Below are 18,653 nucleotides of genomic sequence, written 5' to 3'. Positions count from 1 at the left end.
TCAGAAGTAAAATCAAGGCTTTTTATAATCATCTAGAAAATCTTTTTGAAAGCTTGTTCGGGGCTGCTGCTCTTTATCCTTCTCGCTATTCAAGGAAAGAAATACATTCTTACCATATTTATCTGTCAGTTCTTCCATTGTTTCATACAGCTTTTCTTTCTTTACATTATCGCGGTAGGTAAACAAGTCAAGCTGCTCCCCTACTTGCCGCTTTTCTTCTAAATTTTGTAAAGAAACACCTAATAGTCGGACAGGTTCTTCGTTCCAATGTTTTTTTAATAATTCTTTCGCCACAAAAAGTATATCCTTTTTTTCATCAATATATTTTTGTAATGTTTTGCTGCGTGTAATGGTTTGATGGTTGTGAAAACGAATCATCAGCTGAACGCTTTTTCCTGCTGCACTCTTTCTTTTTACCCTTTTCGCTACATTTTCAACGAGGTGTTCCAGCAGCTGATGCAGCTCATCCCAATCTGTTGAATCATGCGCTAAGGTTTGTGAGCTGCCGATACTTTTAAAGTCATGCACTGCTTCTGGATCAACCGGACGATAGTCTATCCCATTGGCAAGATTCTTTAATCTTTCTCCATTAACACCTAATAACTGCTTTAAAGAATAAACATCATGTGCAGCCAGATCACCAATCGTATGAATAGATACTTTTTTTAATTTTTCAGCCGTTTTTGCACCGATCCCGTGCATCTCTTCAATCTGGAGCGGCCATAGCGTCGAAGCCAATTCACGCTTGCGCAAAATTGTTATTCCTAAAGGCTTTCTCATATCTGAGGCCATTTTTGCCAAAAATTTATTCGGTGCAATGCCAAGACTGCACGGAATATCCAGCTCTCTTAAAATCCTCTGTTGAAGATAGTCGGCAATTTCCACAGGAGTACCCAGTTCTTTGGTATCTGTAATATCCAAATATCCTTCATCAATCGAAACTGGCTGGACTAACGGTGTGATCTCAGAAAGCATCTTAAAAATAGCCCGGGATGCTTCCCGGTATCTGTCAAAATTAGGACGCATCAATAGTAAATCAGGGCATAGTTTTTTTGCCTGCCAAACCGGCATGGTTGTTTTAACTCCTTTTGCTCTCGCTTCATAGCTGCTTGTTACAATAATACCTTTGCGTTCTTCCGGATTTCCAGCTATGGCAATCGGCTTTCCTTTTAATTCCGGGTTATGCGCCATTTCTACAGATGCATAGAAACAGTTCATATCAATATGAAAGATTACGCGTCCTTTTGAATTTGCAGAATGAGCCATGTTATCACTCCTATTCTTACATTGCAATAAAAAGAGAACACACTCCATCATGGAATGCGTTCTCCTCTTTGTTTCCGCAGAAAGCCGCTCCAGGAATTGAAGCTTTTATCTTATTTTGCTGCGATTTTAACAATTTCCACAATAAATTCTGTTACTTTTACAAGATCTTCCGTTTTAATCCGCTCATTTGTAGTATGAATTTCTTCATAGCCGACAGCTAAGTTTACGGTTGGAATACCGTACCCTGCAATCACGTTAGCATCACTGCCGCCGCCGCTTTGTTCTAACTTACTATCTCTGCCGATAGTACGTGCAGCTTCTCGGGCAACCTCTACAACTTGAGAGTCCTCTTCAAAATGATAGCCTGGATATGCGACAACAACATTCACATCAGCAGATCCACCAAGCTCTTCAGCAGCCTCTTCAAAAGCTGTTTTCATTTTCTCAACCTGCTTTTCCATCTTCTCGGGCACTAACGAACGTGCTTCTGCTAAAATTTCTACGTGGTCAACCACAATATTCGTCTGCTTTCCGCCCTCAAATCGGCCAATGTTTGCTGTTGTATCCTTATCAATTCGGCCTAATGGCATTTTAGAAATTGCTTTGGATGCAATCGTAATGGCAGAAACCCCTTTTTCGGGTTCTAATCCGGCATGAGCAGTTTTTCCAGTAATTGTTGCGTGAATCTTTGCCTGGGTTGGTGCGGCAACGACAATATCACCCACATTGCCATTACTATCTAACGCATACCCGTAACGCGCATCCAGCTTAGAAGAATCTAATGCTTTCGCACCCACTAAACCGGATTCCTCACCTACTGTAATAATAAATTGAATCTGTCCGTGAGGGATATTATTTTCCTGAAGCACTCTAATCAGCTCAAACATGGCTGCTAAGCCTGCTTTATCATCCGCTCCAAGGATTGTATCTCCTTCAGAAGAAATAACACCATCTTTAATAATTGGACGTATGCTCTTGCCTGGAACAACTGTGTCCATATGAGAAGTAAAATAAATTGCGTCAGCTGCCTCTTTGGTTGCCGGCAATGTACAAATTAAATTTCCTGCGCCATGGCCGGTTTGCTCTTTTGAATTATCTTCTTCCACCTGGACACCTAAAGCCTCAAATTTTTTGGTTAAAATCGATGCTATTTCTCTTTCAAACCCTGTTTCAGAGTCCACCTGAATAAGCTCTAAAAATTCATTAACTAATCTTTGTTCATTCACACTCATATTTGTAACCTCCTATCCAATAGGCTACTATATTTTTTAAGTTTTTTACAGTAGAAAGCCTTAAATTGGCAGTCTTTGTATGCAAAATAGGTAGAATGATAAAGAATGTTTCTGGAAAAGTTATATTATTAACTTGTCTCATCAACAAATTCGCGTTAGAATAACGATAGATGATATCGGATGATGAAGGAGGATTTTTCATGGCAGCAAAACAATCTAAACGCGCACGCCGCAATAAAATTATCGTATATTTCATGGTCGCTCTTATGGTTATTTCAGCCATTACAGCTGGATTAGCAGCATTTGTCTAAAAAATTCTGTACAGAAATTTATTTCATTAATTTCTGTACAGAATTTTTTATAATCAGCTCCATATGTAACGATAGAAAAGAAAACCTTTAATTAATTTTAATTTTTCTTTTCTTCCAATGTGATACATCGCTTTTCTTAAATTTATTTTTTATAATTAAGTACTCTTCTATTTCATGCAGTAATTGAAATAAATGCGCTCTTGTTTCAAACTCTTCCCGCGTTTCGGGTAAATCCTCTGCGTGGAATTCTCTTTTTAGTTCCTTCAATTCCTCTAAAAAGGTAATAGCTGTATTCCCAGGATGGACAGCTTTGGACAAACGTTCAAAAAAACCTGCAATTTTAATCGCAATGGCATCTGTTTTCGGTAAATGCGTTACTAGAGGAAGCATTTTCTTCAAAAGTTCAAATTGTCTTTCCCTCATTTTAAAATAATTATAATAAGTATGCTCATTTCGCAACAGATGATTATCTCTATCCCGAATGACTAATTGTTTTGCTTCAACAAGTATGTCCTCTGTAACTGCAATTTCATTTCCTTGCCACATTTCATTTTCATCCCGAATATACAGGGAATATTCATATAAAATATGACTGAAATTACTTTCTAATCGAATTTGCAGCTTCTTTAATTTATTTTCTAAGCTGGGCATATAAAGGTTCAACAGCAGCCCTGTTCCGAGCCCAATTGTAATAAGAACAAACTGCTCTCCTATCAAAGAAAGCGTCACATGCCCAGATCCATACAGATTCAGCATGACAACAGAACTGGAGGCAATACCGGGAGTCGCCTTCAACGCAACAGTTGCAGGGATAAATAATAGAAGCAGTATAAATATAGAGATTGCATGATAGCCAATTATTTCAAAAATAATACACGAAAAAACAACGGCTGAAGCACATGCAACAAACCTTTGCCAGGCACTTAAAAATGAAGATTTTCTTGATGGCTGTATACATAGAATTGTTAGAATTCCTGCTGAAATAAAATTTGAAAGACCGACCCATTGCGCCAGCGATATAGCGACCGGAGTCCCAATAGCAGTTTTTAAGGTGCGATATCCAATTTTCACCCTTTAAGAACCTCCTGCGGTATTTTCCTGTAAGCAAAGCAAAGAAGGCTGCCAAATGACAGCCCCTCTTAATTCCTTACACTTCTTCACAATATTGATCAAACAGATTTTGAAGTTTAGCGGAAACATCCATTGCACTATGTCCTTCAATCTGATTTCGCTCTACCATTGCAAGAATTTTTCCATCCTTAAGTAATGCGAAACTTGGTGAAGATGGTGCATATCCTTCAAAATAAGTTCTTGCCTGCTCTGTCGCTTCCTGATCCTGACCAGCGAATACGGTCACTAAATGATCCGGACGCTTATCATAATGAATCGCATTCCCTGCCGCTGGACGTGCTACACCGCCTGCACAACCACAGGTTGAATTAACCATCACAAGTGTTGTACCTTCACGGGAAAGTGCTGCATCCACCTCTTCTGCGGTGCGTGCTTCTTCATATCCTGCTTCCGTTATATCTGTTCTGGCAACTTTAACTACATCCTGCATAAATAAATCGAAATCCATTGTACTCCACCCTTTTGCTTAAAATATATTTATAGCTTATCAGCTAGTCATTAAAAATTCAATCTATTGGCTTTTGTTCTGTTAGAGGATGCTCAAAAAGCTCAATAAAAATGACACGGTGAACTTTTTGAACATACACGGTTATTAATAAAGGGTTATGGAAGATTCATTCATACCTTCAAGAATTTCTTTTACACGGGCTAAAAATCTTCCGCATACTAATCCGTCTAAAATACGATGATCCAAGGAAAGTGATAAATTCACCATATCACGGGCTGCAAACATATCATCAATAATGACAGGACGTTTTACAATTGATTCTACCTGTAAAATTGCCGCCTGCGGAGAATTAATAACTCCCATCGAGGAGATGGATCCAAAGGAGCCTGTATTATTTACAGTAAATGTACCTCCCTGCATATCCTCGGGAGATAGTTTACCTTGACGAGCTTTTGTTGCCAATGTTGTAATATCACGGGCAATTGCTTTTATTGTTTTTTCATCTGCATGCTTAATAACAGGAACAAACAATTCTTTATCCTTGGCTACTGCAATGGATAAATGAATATCTTTTTTCTGAATGATCTTATCTCCCGCCCACATGCTGTTTAATTCAGGATATTCCTTTAAGCCTTGAGCAACAGCCTTTACAAAAAATGCAAAAGGTGTCAAAGAAAAGCCCTCCTGATTTTTAAATGATTCCTTTACACGATTACGGTATTTTACTAAGTCAGTAACATCTGCCTCTACCTGCATCCAGGCATGAGGGATTTCATGCTTTGACCTAACCATATTTTCGGCAATCACTTTCCGGACGCCCTTCACAGGGATTTCAATATCTCCTGCCGAGCTTCGTATGCTTTCTTTTGATGCGGATGGTGTTTCTTTCGCAGGAGCTGTTCCTATTTTTTTCTCTTGGGAAGGCTTTGCCTGTTCTTGAGATACACCCCTATTTTCAATACTCTTCTCGACATCTTTTCTGGTAATTCTTCCTCCCTTACCTGTTCCTTCAATACTATCTAGGTCAATATTATGTTCCTGAGATAAACGTAATACAGCAGGAGAATATCTTTTTTTCATTGAGCTGTCTTTACTGCCTGCTTCTTTCTCAGCTATGTCATCTTCCGTATTCGATTCTTTTTCGTTTGTTACTCCCGGGCCTTCTAAAGAAGCCTCTTCTGTTTCTATATAGCAGATTAGAGTACCAACCTCTACTGTTTCTCCTTCTTCCACTACAAGTTCTGTTATTGTTCCTGTATAGGAGGAGGGAACTTCTGCATTTACTTTATCAGTCATTACTTCAGCAATAGGATCGTATTTATTTACTTGGTCTCCGACAGAAATAAGCCAAGAACTGACTGTCCCCTCTGTTACACTCTCACCAAGCTGAGGCATAGTAATTTTTTCAACACTCATAATTCTACCTCCAATTAATATTCCGCAAGGTCACGCATTGCTTTTTCTACTTTATCGGGGTTTAGCATAAAATATTTTTCCATAGTCGGTGCATAAGGCATCGCCGGCACGTCGGGGCCAGCCAGACGCTTAATCGGAGAATCTAAATCAAATAAGCAGTTTTCCGAAATAATTGCTGCAACTTCACTCATCACGCTGCCTTCTTTGTTATCTTCCGTCACAAGGAGAACCTTTCCTGTTTTGCTCGCTGCTTCTATAATTGCTTTTTGATCCAGCGGATATACCGTACGTAAGTCAAGAATATGTGCTTCTATTCCATCTGCCGCTAATCTTTCAGCAGCCTGCAATGCAAAATGTACACATAATCCATAAGTAATTACAGTAATATCCTCGCCTTCTCTTTTTACATCTGCTTTACCAATCGGAAGGACATAATCATCCTCAGGTACCTCTTCCTTCAACAAACGATAAGCACGCTTATGCTCAAAAAATAATACAGGATCATTATCCCGGATAGCTGCTTTCAGCAAACCTTTAGCATCATACGGACTTGAGGGCATAACAATTTTTAATCCTGGTTGATTTGCAAACAGCGCTTCTACAGATTGAGAGTGGTACAAAGCGCCATGCACGCCGCCCCCATATGGAGCCCGAATCGTGATAGGACAATTCCAATCATTATTAGAGCGATAACGGATTTTTGCAGCTTCGGAAACAATTTGATTTACTGCCGGCATGATAAAATCAGCAAATTGCATCTCTGCAACCGGGCGTTTTCCGTACATTGCTGCACCAATGGCAACACCCGCAATAGCAGACTCTGCCAGCGGTGTATCTAATACGCGGTCTTCCCCAAAAGTATCATAAAGTCCATGCGTTGCTTTAAACACGCCGCCCTTTTTACCTACATCCTCACCAAGAATAAATACATTCTCATCTTTTTGCATCTCTTCTTTTAGAGCAGCTGTAATTGCTTGTATATAAGACATAACAGGCATTGATTATTCCCCTCCTTCGTCCAATTCCTCATAAACATACTTCAATGTATCCTCTGGAGCAGCATATGGAGCTTTTTCTGCATAATCTGTTGCTTCATTCACAACCTCGTTAAGGCGCTCATGAATTTCTTTTTCTTTTGCATCATCTATAATATTCTTTTCTTTTAATTTTTCAGCAAATGTAATAATGGAATCCTTCTTTTTCGCTTTCTTCACCTCATCCTGTTCTCGATAAACACGATCATCATCATCACTGGAGTGTGCGGTGAAGCGATAGGTTACTGCTTCAATCAATGTCGGACCTTCCCCGCTAACTGCTCTTTCTCTTGCTTCTTTGACTGCTTGATAAACAGCAATAGGATCATTTCCGTCCACAGTAACTCCCGGCATTCCATAAGATGATGCTCTTTGAGAAACAGTTTCACTGGCTACTTGACGATCATAAGGCACAGAAATAGCATACTTATTATTTTCAACCATTGTAATAACTGGAAGCTTATGCACACCTGCAAAGTTTAACCCTTCATGAAAATCTCCTTGGTTGGAGGAACCCTCTCCCAATGTAACAAACGTTGCAATATCTTTTTTATCCATTTTGCTGGCTAATGCTACACCAACGGCATGTGGAACTTGAGTTGTTACTGGAGATGAACCGGTCAGAATACGATTTTTCTTTTGACCAAAGTGACCCGGCATTTGACGTCCTGCTGAATTTGGATCCTCTGCTTTTGCAAATGCAAATAACATTAAATCTTTTACAGTCATTCCAAAGGCTAAAACGACTCCTAAATCTCTATAATACGGAGCTGTATAATCAACAGAACGGTCCAATGCAAAAGCTGCTCCGACCTGTGCTGCTTCCTGCCCTTGACAGGAAACCACAAATGGTATTTTTCCTGAACGGTTTAAAAGCCACATTCTTTCATCTATCTTTCTTGCTAACAGCATCATTTCAAACATTTCGACAGCCATCTCGTTGCTTACATTTTCCCAAGATGTTTGTTTCATATTATTTCCCTCCTTCAGCCATTTCACAGCATTAAATGGTATTCATTTATCCATGAATCTGTTTTCCGTCAACTGCCAGAGCTGCTTCACCGATAACCTCTGATAAGGATGGATGCGGATGAATTGTCTGGCTGATTTCCCATGCAGTTGCGTCTAATACTTTTGCCAATCCCGCTTCAGATATCATATCTGTTACATGCGGACCAATCATATGAACTCCCAATAAATCCTGTGTTTTTTTATCTGTAATTATTTTTACAAAGCCGTCTGTTTCACCATAAACCAGCGCTTTACCAACAGCTTTAAAAGGAAATTTTCCGATAACAAGCTCATAACCTTCTTCTTTTGCCTGTTTTTCTGTCAGGCCGACCCTTGCTGCTTCCGGGTTTGCATAAATACAACTTGATACTGTATTATAATCTATTTTTTGTGGGTTTTCATCTGCAATATGCTCGACAGCAATAATGCCTTCATGAGAAGCCACATGGGCAAGCTGCATACCACCGATTACATCACCAATAGCATAGATATGTGATTCCTTTGTCTGGTAAAAATCATTTGTATCGATGACATGATTCGAGATTTGGATATCCGTATTTTCAATCCCGATATTTTCGATATTTGCTTTTCTTCCAACAGATACAAGCATTTTGTCAGCGTTAAATTGTTCTGTCTTATCATTAATCAATGCTTTTATTGATATATTATTATTTTTTTCTAATGTATCTGCCTGAACATTAGCACCCGTTACAATTTTCACGCCTCTTTTTTTCAATTGCTTCTCCATCTCTTTTGCCACATCTTTATCCTCAGTCGGCAGAATTTGCTTTTGGTATTCCAATACAGTTACATCTACCCCGAAATCATTCAGCATGGATGCCCACTCTATGCCGATAACTCCACCGCCTACAATGAGCATAGATTCTGGAAGTTTTTCCATTTCCAGCGCTTCATTGGAGCTGATAACAAGTTCACCATCAAAATCCAGTCCAGGCAAGGTATTTGGCTCCGAACCGGTTGCAATCAAAACGTTTTTGGGAATTAACATATCGTTTTCATTGCCATTCTCATATTCAACAGAGATAGTACCAGGCATTGGTGAAAAAATACTTGGTCCTAAGATACGGCCAAATCCCTGATAGACATCTACCTTTCCTTTTTTCATCAGCCCCTGGACGCCTTTGTGCAGTTGATCAACAATTGCTTTTTTTCTTTGCTGTACCTTGATAAAGTTTAAGACTGGCTTATTCACCTCAACGCCAAATTTATCAGCATTTCTGGTTTGCTGATAAATTTCTGCACTGCGGAGCAATGCTTTAGAAGGAATGCAGCCTCTATGTAAACACGTTCCCCCTAATTCAGCCTTTTCAACGATTGCTACTTTCATTTTTAACTGACTCGCACGGATAGCAGCAACATAACCGCCTGTTCCGCCGCCTAAAATGACTAAATCATACTCTGCAGCCATCTAATTAGCCTCCTCTGCTACGTATATCTTTACTTCCCCGGGATTATTTAAAACTTCTAAAACCCCTTCATTCATTGCCTCTAAATCATTTTTACCTGGAAACACCATTACATCAGCAATCCAGTTTATTCTTGGGATAATCGCATCAATAACAAAATCATTCTCACTGATCTTTCCAGTAAAAACAATCCCGTCCACTTCTCCGTGTAACACTGTACTCATTGCTCCAACTTCTTTGGCAATCTGGTATGCCTGCGCTTCGATGACGTTTTTTGTGTGACGATCTCCCTGCATCAGTCTGGAATGGATTATAGAAGGATCTTCTGTGTGCAAATAAGCCTTTAATCCTCCATCCTGCTGTAGATGATTCCAATCAAAATCCTCCACATTAGAATATTGTTCAGATATATAGGCCAGGAACCCCTTTAATGGAATACTTCCGGAACGATCAATTGTAAAGGGACCCTCTCCATCAACACCATTCGTTACATCTATAATTTTGCCTGATTGATGCGAAGCAATGGTAATTCCTCTCGCAATATGAATGGAGATAAGTTTTAAAGAATTATATGCAGCCCCAATTTGTTTAGCTGCAATTCTGCCGGCATGCCGATGATTAAGAGAATGAAATATACTGGCTCTTTCTATTTCAGGAATACCAGTATATTTAGCTATTTTCTGCATTTCATCCACTACTGGCGGGTCAACAATGTACGCATGTATATTTAAATTCTCAGCAATATCATAAGCAAGGATTGCTCCCAAATTAGATACATGCTCCCCATACGCGTTTGTTTTTAAATCATAGAGCATCGCATCATTTACTTGATAAGTTCCCCCACCGATTGGACGTAATAGCCCGCCCCGGCCGCATACACTTATTAAACGCGATGTATTCATTCCATCCAAATCCAGCTGTTCAAAAATGGCCTGTTTTCTGTAAGCAACCTGATCGATAAGCTGGTCAAAACGATTTAACTCATCTTCATCGTGAATAATCGTCTGCTGATATAAATGATGATTTCCTTCAAATACACCAATTTTGGTGATATACATGTCGGGGTAGATAACTAAAACACGTCCACTCTGACTCACAATACAACCTCCATCATTGCCCTTTTCATATTTCAGTACCTCATAACAAGAGGCACAATTTTATTGTCTATGATCTAAAATATTTCGTTCATTTATAATAAACTGGCTGCGGGAATTCTTCTTTGCCTGAATTCTTTCTTCCGCAAGACGGTCAGCTGCGATATATGTTGGTATTTGATCGCGGTTCGAAATCGCAAATACCTGCTCCAGATTTTTGTATATGCGCTGTACATTATGTAATGCACGCTCACGATTGTAACCAATTAATTCATCAGCAACATTTATTACTCCACCAGCATTAATTACATAATCCGGTGCATATAAGATTCCTCTTTGATGCAGGATATCACCATGCTCATGGCTTTTCAGCTGATTATTAGCAGATCCTGCAACTACCTTGGCTTTTAGTCTCGGAATTGTATTATCATTAATGGTCGCACCAAGTGCACAAGGTGCATAGATCTCACAATCCACATCGTAAATATCATCTGGATCTACTGCTTTTGCGTTAAAATCATTCTGCGCGCGCTGAACTGCATCCTTATTGATATCTGTTACTATTAACTCGGCACCTTCTTCATGCAATAATTTACATAAGCTGTAAGCAACATTTCCGACTCCTTGAACAGCAATGACTTTACCCTCTAAGGATTCTGTTCCAAAAGCTTCTTTAGCTGTTGCCTTCATTCCTTGATAAATTCCAAGTGCAGTAACCGGTGAAGGATTTCCTGCTGCTCCGCTATAAGAAGTCACTCCTGTAACATATTCTGTTTCCAGCGCAATTTGATCCATATCCGATTCATTAGTGCCTACATCTTCAGCGGTAATATATCTGCCGCTTAAGCTTTGGATATAGCGTCCAAATGCACGGAACATTTCCGGATTCTTATCCCTTTTAGGATCTCCTATAATGACTGTTTTTCCGCCGCCAAGATCTAAACCGGCAGCAGCATTTTTATATGTCATTCCTTTTGCCAGCCGCAGTGCATCCTCAATTGCTTCTTCCTCTGAAGCATAAGTCCACATTCTGGTTCCTCCCAGTGCCGGCCCTAACGTAGTATCATGTATTGCAATAATAGCTTTCAGTCCTGATTGTTTATCCTGACAAAAAAGCAGTTGTTCATAATCATATTTCTCCAAGTAATTAAAGATTTCCATATTTACCCCTCCTGAATAAATCACGATAAATTATTATCTAACTTATATTTATCTATAAAATTTTAAATATGCTTTAAGTCGGATGATTATCTTCATCCTCTATTTATATAAATCTGCAAAATATTGCAGAATATATTACTCAATCCGATATTTTTCAAGCTTATAATAGAGATTGCGAACAGATATTTGTAGAACTTTTGCTGTTTTAGTCTTATTTTTATTACATTTCTGATAAACTTCCTGCAAATACATTTTTTCATAACGGTCCAGTGCTTCTTGTAATTTTAGCGGTTTCTCTGTTTCCACACTGCCGTCTGAAAATGTACTTTGCTTTGTTTGAAGTTCCGGTAAATGAGATACCTCAATCTGTTCCTCTGTATTACCAATAAATATCATGGAATGACTTATCACATTAGCCATTTCTCTTATATTACCCGGCCAATGATATTGCATCAGCTTATCCAGAGCTTCATCAGATATCCCCTGAACATTTTTCCCATATTCTTCATTAAGCTGATAAATAATATGTTCGACCAGTACAGGTATATCCTCTTTCCGCTCCTTTAATGATGGAATGGATATTGGCAGTTTATTAATCTGATAATAAAGATCCTCCCGAAACTTCTTATTCATAACAGCCTTCTCTAAATTAATATTCGTCCCGGCAATAACACGGACATCAACAGAAATAGGCTTTGTTGCTCCAACAGGAATCACCTGGTTCTCTTTTAGCACACGCAGTAATTTTTCCTGAATAGTTAAGGAGAGATTACCAATCTCATCAAGAAAGATGCTCCCATTATTCGCCTGCTCAAACAAGCCTTTCCTGCCCGTTAATTTCTCATCTGCTGAACCAAACAATTCTTTCTCAAGCATTGATTCAGACAATGTTGAACAATTAACGCGGAGGAATTTATTATATTTGCGGTCACTTTCATGATGTATAGCATGAGCGAACAGCTCTTTACCAGTACCTGTTTCTCCTCTTAAAAGAACAATTGCCGGCGTCTTTGCACCTACTTTTGCCTGTTCTAAAGCAAGTTTCATTTCTGGTGAATTGCCGATAATATCATCAAACGTATACCTTGCCTCCAAATTACGGATAATCTGCCTAGCTCTTTTTAACTCTTTTGTCACAGATTGTAATTCACTGACATCATGAAGTACACCGACACTGCCTTTCATTTTCCCTTGAACAATAACCGGTGCAACATTTACAATGACTTCTTTCCTTGCAGGGCCAACCTTCATATGTACTCCACGAACAGCTCGCCGGGTTTTTAAAACCTTCAGATGAACACTGTCTCCTTCAGATATATCCACTGTTGCCGGTTTACCAATTACTTCATTTTCTGTTAACCCGGTTAAACGTGTATAAGCAGGATTAATAATTAAGCCATTTCCATTTTCATCAACAACACTGATAGCTTCATCAGAAGATTTAATAATTGCCTCCAGCATTGTTTTTATTTCATTTAAATCTGTATTTTCTTCTGCTAATTGGACTACTTCTGTAATATCCTTGAAAACAGCAAAAGCTCCAACCAAATCACCAGTTTTATTAATAATTGGTATACGTGATGCAATTACTTTCTTGCCGTTATCTAAAATTGTTTTTTGGTTTAATTCTTTTCTCTGACTTCTTAAAACATGTGACAAACGGCTGGTTTTCAACAGTTCTTTTACATGCTTCCCTATGTAGTCTCTTTCCTTTTTGCCGAGAATCTGTTCTGCCCGCCGATTTAGCAGCTGGACCTGCTCGTCTTTATTAACAACAATCATACCGTCATTCATATGATTTAAAATTAATTCCAGGCGGTTTGCCTGTACCTTTACTTCATTCGTTAATGTTGTCTTTTCATGAATTAATTCATAAATAATATTTGCTACAGATCCGGGAATAATGATTGTTTTTCTAGGAAAGAGCTCTATCATTTTTTCAAATAAATCTTCCTCGCCTGTTACATTAACGACTATATCAATATTATGGTGAATCCACTCTTTCCATTCTGTGCTTGTATGAACGTTCATCTCTTCAGCTAACTTCATGGCAGGAGCATTCGGATCCTTGTCAACAATTGCACAAATTTTCATTCGTTTTGTTTCTTTAAATAGGCGAAATAATGCTGTACCACCTTTTCCAGCGCCGACTATCAGGATTTGCTTCATACTTTTCATCCACCTTGAATTTATTTGCACACTTTTATCATACGATACCATGCATAATTTAGCAAACGAATTCTATTTCTATTTTTCGACTTATTTTGATATACTTATGTCGATGTTAAAAATATAATGGAAGTACATATCAGTTTAAAAGTGCTCAACAGAAGAAGTCATTGGAAGTATTTATAAAGGAGTTCGAGTTTTATGCAAAGAAACCTCGCTCTAATCATCCTGTTTATTCCCGGGCTGATTGCAGCTTTTGGCATTAAATTAATGCGTGATACGCTTTTTAATGAGTTCTATCCTATTTTTATTTACGGAAGTATTCAATTTATTGTCGGTCTGATATTATTTGCAGGCGGATTGGTTTTTCTCGGCGGCTTTATCATTTATAGAGACAGGAAGAAACGTAACCAGGAAAAGAAAACGCAAAGCTGAAAAATTCTGTTCTATATAGAGACAGGATTTTTTATTTTATTGCGGCAAATCATCGGTAAAAGCACTGCTGACTCAAGTTTCATTTATATGTAATGCAACTTTGAATTCATACTCTGAAAAAATCTCAGATCGTCTTTAATAATCCATTCTTAAATCTTGTTTTTTATTCCAGATTAACTGAAATTGTAAGTTTAAAATTAATTTAGCGGAATGAAAGCGTTATTTTCGTCGTTTTTCTTTCTTTTTTTCGTTTTCCACTTTAATTTAACAGAAAATATGTTATATTAATAAAAATAAAAAATACCACGTATTAAATCTTCATATTATTTTAGTAGTTTATGGAGGAAATTTTGAAATGGGGGATCATCAAATGAAAGTAGCAAAATTTGGAGGAAGTTCTGTAGCAAATGCAACACAAATTAAAAAGGTAGCGAACATAATTAAGTCAGATCCCTCCCGAAAGGTTATTGTTGTATCTGCGCCAGGAAAACGTTTCTCCGATGATGTAAAAGTGACGGATTTGCTAATAGACCTTTGCTATGCAAAACAAAATAATCAAGATTATGAGCAGCATTTACAAAGAATCATGGAAAGATTTCAAGAAATTATAAATGATTTAGAGCTGGGTAATGATATTTTAGAAGATATCCAGCAAACGATTGAAAAATATCTGCAATTCGATACATCGCCTTTAGGACAGCTGGATGCTTTAAAATCTATTGGAGAAGACAGCTCCGCTAAAATAGTAAGTGCTTATTTACAACGGTTAGGCTTAAATGCAAGCTATGTTAATCCGAAAGAAGCAGGAATTTTTGTAAGTAATGAGCCGGGGCAGGCTCAGCTGTTACCCGAAAGCTTTTCTATTATTTATCAGCTCCGTGAACGTGATGGTGTTTCAGTAGTTCCAGGATTCTTTGGTTATTCTAAAGAAAATGATTTAGTTACCTTCTCGCGTGGCGGGTCAGATATTACAGGAGCTATTCTTGCTGCCGGCACCAAAGCAAGTTTATATGAAAATTTCACAGATGTAGATTCTGTTTTTGCGGTAAACCCGAATTTCGTGGAAAATCCAAAGGATATTACCGTATTAACCTATAAGGAAATGCGTGAGCTTTCTTATGCAGGTTTTTCTGTTTTTCATGATGAAGCACTTATACCTGCGTTTAAAGAGCAAATCCCTGTTTGTATTAAAAACACAAATAATCCAGATGCGCCCGGCACCATGGTCGTTGCTGAAAGAGATGCTACAGACCAATGTGTTGTCGGAATTGCAAGTGATGTCGGCTTCTGCAGTTTATATGTAAGTAAATTTTTAATGAACCGTGAAGTCGGTTTTGGCAGAAAGCTTCTGAACATTTTTGAGGACGAAGGAATCTCCTTTGAGCATGCTCCTTCAGGAATTGATGATATGTCTGTTATTTTTAGAGACCACCGGTTTACACCGGATAAAGAACAGGTGGTTATCGACAGGATCCGTAATGAATTACATGTAGATACCGTAAGTATTCATCGTGATTTAGCTGTGATTATGGTTGTTGGAGAAGGATTAGTAAATACAGTTGGTGTTGCAGCCAAAGCAACTGCCTCCTTTGCCAAGGCAGGTATTAATATCGATATGATTAACCAAGGATCTTCTGAAGTATCTATGATGTTCGGTGTTCATGCTGTTGATTTGGAGAGAGCAATTCAATCATTGTATAAAGAATTTTTTACTGAGGATGAATCTAATTTAAAGTTTCCTTCTGTGTCAGCAAAAGGTCATTAATAACTTTTAAGCACCGTTTTGAGCAGATTGTCTGTTTAAAGCGGTGTTTTTTCTATCTCTGAACAACCTTGCTGATTCCCCCTGATTTATGAAACAAAAAATATCGCTTCAAACATATAATACTTATCTACTGACAGGAAGGTTGTTGAATACTTGAAAAATGCTTATAAGGCACCTCTTTATTTGCAATATCTTGCATGCTTTTTACCATTGTTGGACCGCTGACTATATGAATCATTTATCAAAAGCAGCTTTTCCTGGATAATTAGCAAAAAATGAAATAGAAGTAAACGAATCGTCCTTACCAGCCCATCATTGTAGCAAAACTGCTGAAATTTGGGTATATCCTCCCTCGGCAAATATTAGTGAAGTGCACTGTGTTACCCAAAAGAAAATGAAGAACTCCCTATAGAATCTAAAAAATACGAAAACAACCATCAAAAATTTGGAGTAACTCTTTACTAACGACGGTAATGAAAACACTATATTTAACCGCATATAATACCGAGGCGGTGGTTTAGAATTCATTTATATTACCTATCACTTTTTTGATCAAATAAAAAATCGTTTTATCATCTACATCTCTATAGCTACACCTATTTTAGCCGGAATCTATTTTATTCTATATCGAAGGAGTAAGCGTTAGTTCTTCGTTAGCGAGATGAAATAACTTTTATTTGTACGCCTTCACCAGCATTGTCGACAGGTGAACGATGTGCGCAAACTCTGTCTCGGAACACGCTTTAGAGTCATCCTTTTTCTTATACTTCTATATTGTGCAAAAAAAGATACTGTGCAAGTACGAATAGTACTTGCACAGTATCTTATAATAAATATTAAATTTACAGTCATTTTTATAGAACGAGACAGATTAACTTTGCTTAAATCAACGTTCTAAGCAACACGAGTTAATAGTTCGTCAAATACTGCTCGCGCTCCCATGGATGCACAGTAGTTCTAAACATATCCCACTCTATATCCTTCGCCTCAATAAAGTGTTCAAATAAATGCTCACCTAAAGAATCTACAAGCACTTCATCCTGTTCAAGCAGGTTCATTGCTTCCTTCAACGTAGACGGTAAATCTTTTACACCATTTTCTTCACGTTCTTTTTTATTCATTACATAGATATTGCGGTCAACAGACTCTGGAACTTCTAATTCTCTCTTAATACCATCCAAGCCCGAAGCCAATAGAACAGACAATGCCATATATGGGTTTGCTGTCGGATCTACACTGCGGACTTCTACTCGTGTACTTAATCCGCGGGAGCTTGGAATACGCACAAGCGGACTGCGGTTTGAAGCTGACCATGCTACATAACAAGGCGCTTCATAGCCCGGTACTAATCGTTTATATGAGTTCACTGTCGGGTTTGTTACTGCAGTGAAGTTTGTTGCGTGTTCAATAATTCCGGCGATAAACTGATAAGCCGTTTTACTTAACTCTAATTCACCTTTTGTATCGTAGAATTTATTTTCTTTGCCATTGAAAAGAGACATGTTCACATGCATTCCAGAGCCATTCACTCCAAATAAAGGCTTCGGCATAAATGTTGCATGCAGATTATGCTTTCTGGCAATTGTTTTTACTACTAATTTAAAGGTTTGAATATCATCCGCATGCTTTATTGCATCAGAATATTTAAAATCAATTTCATGCTGTCCAGGTGCAACCTCATGATGGGATGCTTCAATCTCGAAGCCCATTTCTTCAAGCTCTAAAACAATATCACGACGGCAATTTTCGCCTAAGTCGGTTGGGGCTAAATCAAAATAGCCGCCATGGTCATTTAATTCCAATGTAGGTTCTCTATTCTCATCCAGTTTAAATAAGAAGAACTCCGGTTCTGCACCAATATTAAACGCATCGAACCCTAATTCCTCCATTTTTTCCAGGTTGCGCTTCAGGTTATAACGCGGGCAGCCTGCGAATGGAGTACCATCCGGATTATAGATGTCACAGATAAAGCGCGCCACTTTTCCTTTTTCGGAAGTCCAAGGAAATACGATGAATGTATCCAAATCAGGGTGCAGGAGCATATCTGACTCCTCAATACGTACAAACCCTTCAATACTGGATCCATCAAAAGCCATTTTATTATCTAAGGCTTTGTTTAATTGGCTTAAAGGAATTTCAACATTTTTAATCGTCCCGAGCATATCTGTAAACTGCAGACGGATAAAACGTACATTCTCCTTCTTAATCTGACTTATAATTTCTTCTTTGGTCAATTTCTTAGCCATTTGTTCTCCTCCTAAAAATCTTTGATAATATGAAAAGAAAGTCTTCACTACATTGGATGTGCAGTCAGAAATCTTTTTAACCTGATACTAGCGTTTCACAAAAAAACGTGCTAATTCCCCTTGTCTCATACTTGCTTTTCCGTATCTGCCTGCTTCATTTAATTCGTTCTTTAAAATTCCTCTAAGCTCTTCATCGGTCAGATTAGCTGGAGTTTTTTTCTTTTTCTCCGGGACTGCCTCCAGAATTTCTTTTTTCTCTTCATCCAGCAGAAGCTTAATTCCAGCCATATTTAATCCTTTGTCTAAGAGATCTTTGATTTGAAGCAGCCTGTCTACATCATTAAATGAAAATAGACGCTGATTTCCTTTTGTCCGCTCTGGAGCGATTAAATCATTTGCTTCATAATAACGAATTTGTCTTGCAGTCAGTTCGGTTAATTTCATTACTATTCCTATAGAGAATAAGGGCATTGAACGACGATCCATATCATTCAAAAGATGACCCCC

General features: G+C 38.2%; 15 protein-coding genes. 2 read left to right on the top strand and 13 right to left on the bottom strand.

Features of this window, described 5'->3' with window-relative positions:
• Window positions 1-12: 12 nt before the first annotated feature.
• The 11 genes from MHH51_RS11520 to MHH51_RS11470 form a co-directional block, all read right to left on the bottom strand.
• Entirely contained in the window at window positions 13-1,266 is a 1,254-nt protein-coding gene (locus MHH51_RS11520) for a DNA polymerase IV (protein ID WP_339286168.1), read from the bottom strand.
• Between the two features lie 110 nt (window positions 1,267-1,376).
• On the bottom strand, window positions 1,377-2,498 hold the full coding sequence (locus tag MHH51_RS11515) for a M20/M25/M40 family metallo-hydrolase (RefSeq protein WP_339286166.1): 1,122 nt from the start codon (window positions 2,496-2,498) through the stop codon (window positions 1,377-1,379).
• 398 nt (window positions 2,499-2,896) lie between these two features.
• Window positions 2,897-3,880, bottom strand: a complete 984-nt coding sequence (locus tag MHH51_RS11510; protein WP_147207849.1) for an aromatic acid exporter family protein — start codon at window positions 3,878-3,880, stop codon at window positions 2,897-2,899.
• Window positions 3,881-3,956: 76 nt separating this feature from the next.
• The gene (locus MHH51_RS11505) at window positions 3,957-4,388 is read right to left on the bottom strand and encodes a BrxA/BrxB family bacilliredoxin (protein ID WP_147207850.1); all 432 of its coding nucleotides are present in this window, start codon (window positions 4,386-4,388) and stop codon (window positions 3,957-3,959) included.
• A gap of 144 nt (window positions 4,389-4,532) precedes the next feature.
• Window positions 4,533-5,804 (bottom strand): dihydrolipoamide acetyltransferase family protein, encoded by a 1,272-nt coding sequence (locus tag MHH51_RS11500; protein ID WP_339286164.1) that lies wholly within the window; start codon window positions 5,802-5,804, stop codon window positions 4,533-4,535.
• Between the two features lie 14 nt (window positions 5,805-5,818).
• Entirely contained in the window at window positions 5,819-6,802 is a 984-nt protein-coding gene (locus MHH51_RS11495) for an alpha-ketoacid dehydrogenase subunit beta (RefSeq protein WP_147207852.1), read from the bottom strand.
• Between the two features lie 3 nt (window positions 6,803-6,805).
• A complete protein-coding gene (locus MHH51_RS11490) occupies window positions 6,806-7,810 on the bottom strand; it encodes a thiamine pyrophosphate-dependent dehydrogenase E1 component subunit alpha (RefSeq protein WP_339286162.1) in 1,005 nt (334 codons plus the stop codon).
• A 46-nt stretch (window positions 7,811-7,856) separates the two neighbouring features.
• On the bottom strand, window positions 7,857-9,278 hold the full coding sequence (gene lpdA / locus MHH51_RS11485) for a dihydrolipoyl dehydrogenase (RefSeq protein WP_339286160.1): 1,422 nt from the start codon (window positions 9,276-9,278) through the stop codon (window positions 7,857-7,859).
• Window positions 9,279-10,373, bottom strand: coding sequence for a butyrate kinase (gene buk, locus MHH51_RS11480; protein WP_156985374.1), 1,095 nt, complete (start codon window positions 10,371-10,373; stop codon window positions 9,279-9,281).
• Window positions 10,374-10,433: 60 nt separating this feature from the next.
• On the bottom strand, window positions 10,434-11,531 hold the full coding sequence (locus MHH51_RS11475) for a Glu/Leu/Phe/Val dehydrogenase (protein ID WP_339286157.1): 1,098 nt from the start codon (window positions 11,529-11,531) through the stop codon (window positions 10,434-10,436).
• 135 nt (window positions 11,532-11,666) lie between these two features.
• Window positions 11,667-13,700: a sigma 54-interacting transcriptional regulator gene (locus MHH51_RS11470; protein WP_339286155.1), complete on the bottom strand. Its 2,034-nt coding sequence runs from the start codon at window positions 13,698-13,700 to the stop codon at window positions 11,667-11,669.
• Between the two features lie 201 nt (window positions 13,701-13,901).
• Here MHH51_RS11470 and MHH51_RS11465 point away from each other — a divergent pair, with 201 nt between their 5' ends.
• Together MHH51_RS11465 and MHH51_RS11460 are read left to right on the top strand one after the other, a co-directional pair.
• A complete protein-coding gene (locus MHH51_RS11465) occupies window positions 13,902-14,135 on the top strand; it encodes a DUF2627 domain-containing protein (RefSeq protein WP_147207858.1) in 234 nt (77 codons plus the stop codon).
• A gap of 370 nt (window positions 14,136-14,505) precedes the next feature.
• A complete protein-coding gene (locus MHH51_RS11460) occupies window positions 14,506-15,900 on the top strand; it encodes an aspartate kinase (RefSeq protein WP_339286153.1) in 1,395 nt (464 codons plus the stop codon).
• Window positions 15,901-16,808: 908 nt separating this feature from the next.
• On the opposite strand, the gene glnA is transcribed toward MHH51_RS11460, so the two are convergent.
• Together glnA and MHH51_RS11450 are read right to left on the bottom strand one after the other, a co-directional pair.
• Window positions 16,809-18,146, bottom strand: coding sequence for a type I glutamate--ammonia ligase (glnA, locus tag MHH51_RS11455; RefSeq protein ID WP_147207860.1), 1,338 nt, complete (start codon window positions 18,144-18,146; stop codon window positions 16,809-16,811).
• 87 nt (window positions 18,147-18,233) lie between these two features.
• The gene (locus tag MHH51_RS11450; protein WP_281289808.1) at window positions 18,234-18,641 is read right to left on the bottom strand and encodes a MerR family transcriptional regulator; all 408 of its coding nucleotides are present in this window, start codon (window positions 18,639-18,641) and stop codon (window positions 18,234-18,236) included.
• Between the last annotated feature and the right edge of the window lie 12 nt (window positions 18,642-18,653).

Origin of the sequence: Oceanobacillus sp. FSL K6-3682 (assembly GCF_037976165.1) — a bacterium.
GTDB lineage: Bacteria > Bacillota > Bacilli > Bacillales > Amphibacillaceae > Oceanobacillus > Oceanobacillus sojae.
The sequence above is the reverse complement of the archived record's forward strand: the minus strand, read 5'-3'. Positions and strand labels throughout refer to the sequence as shown.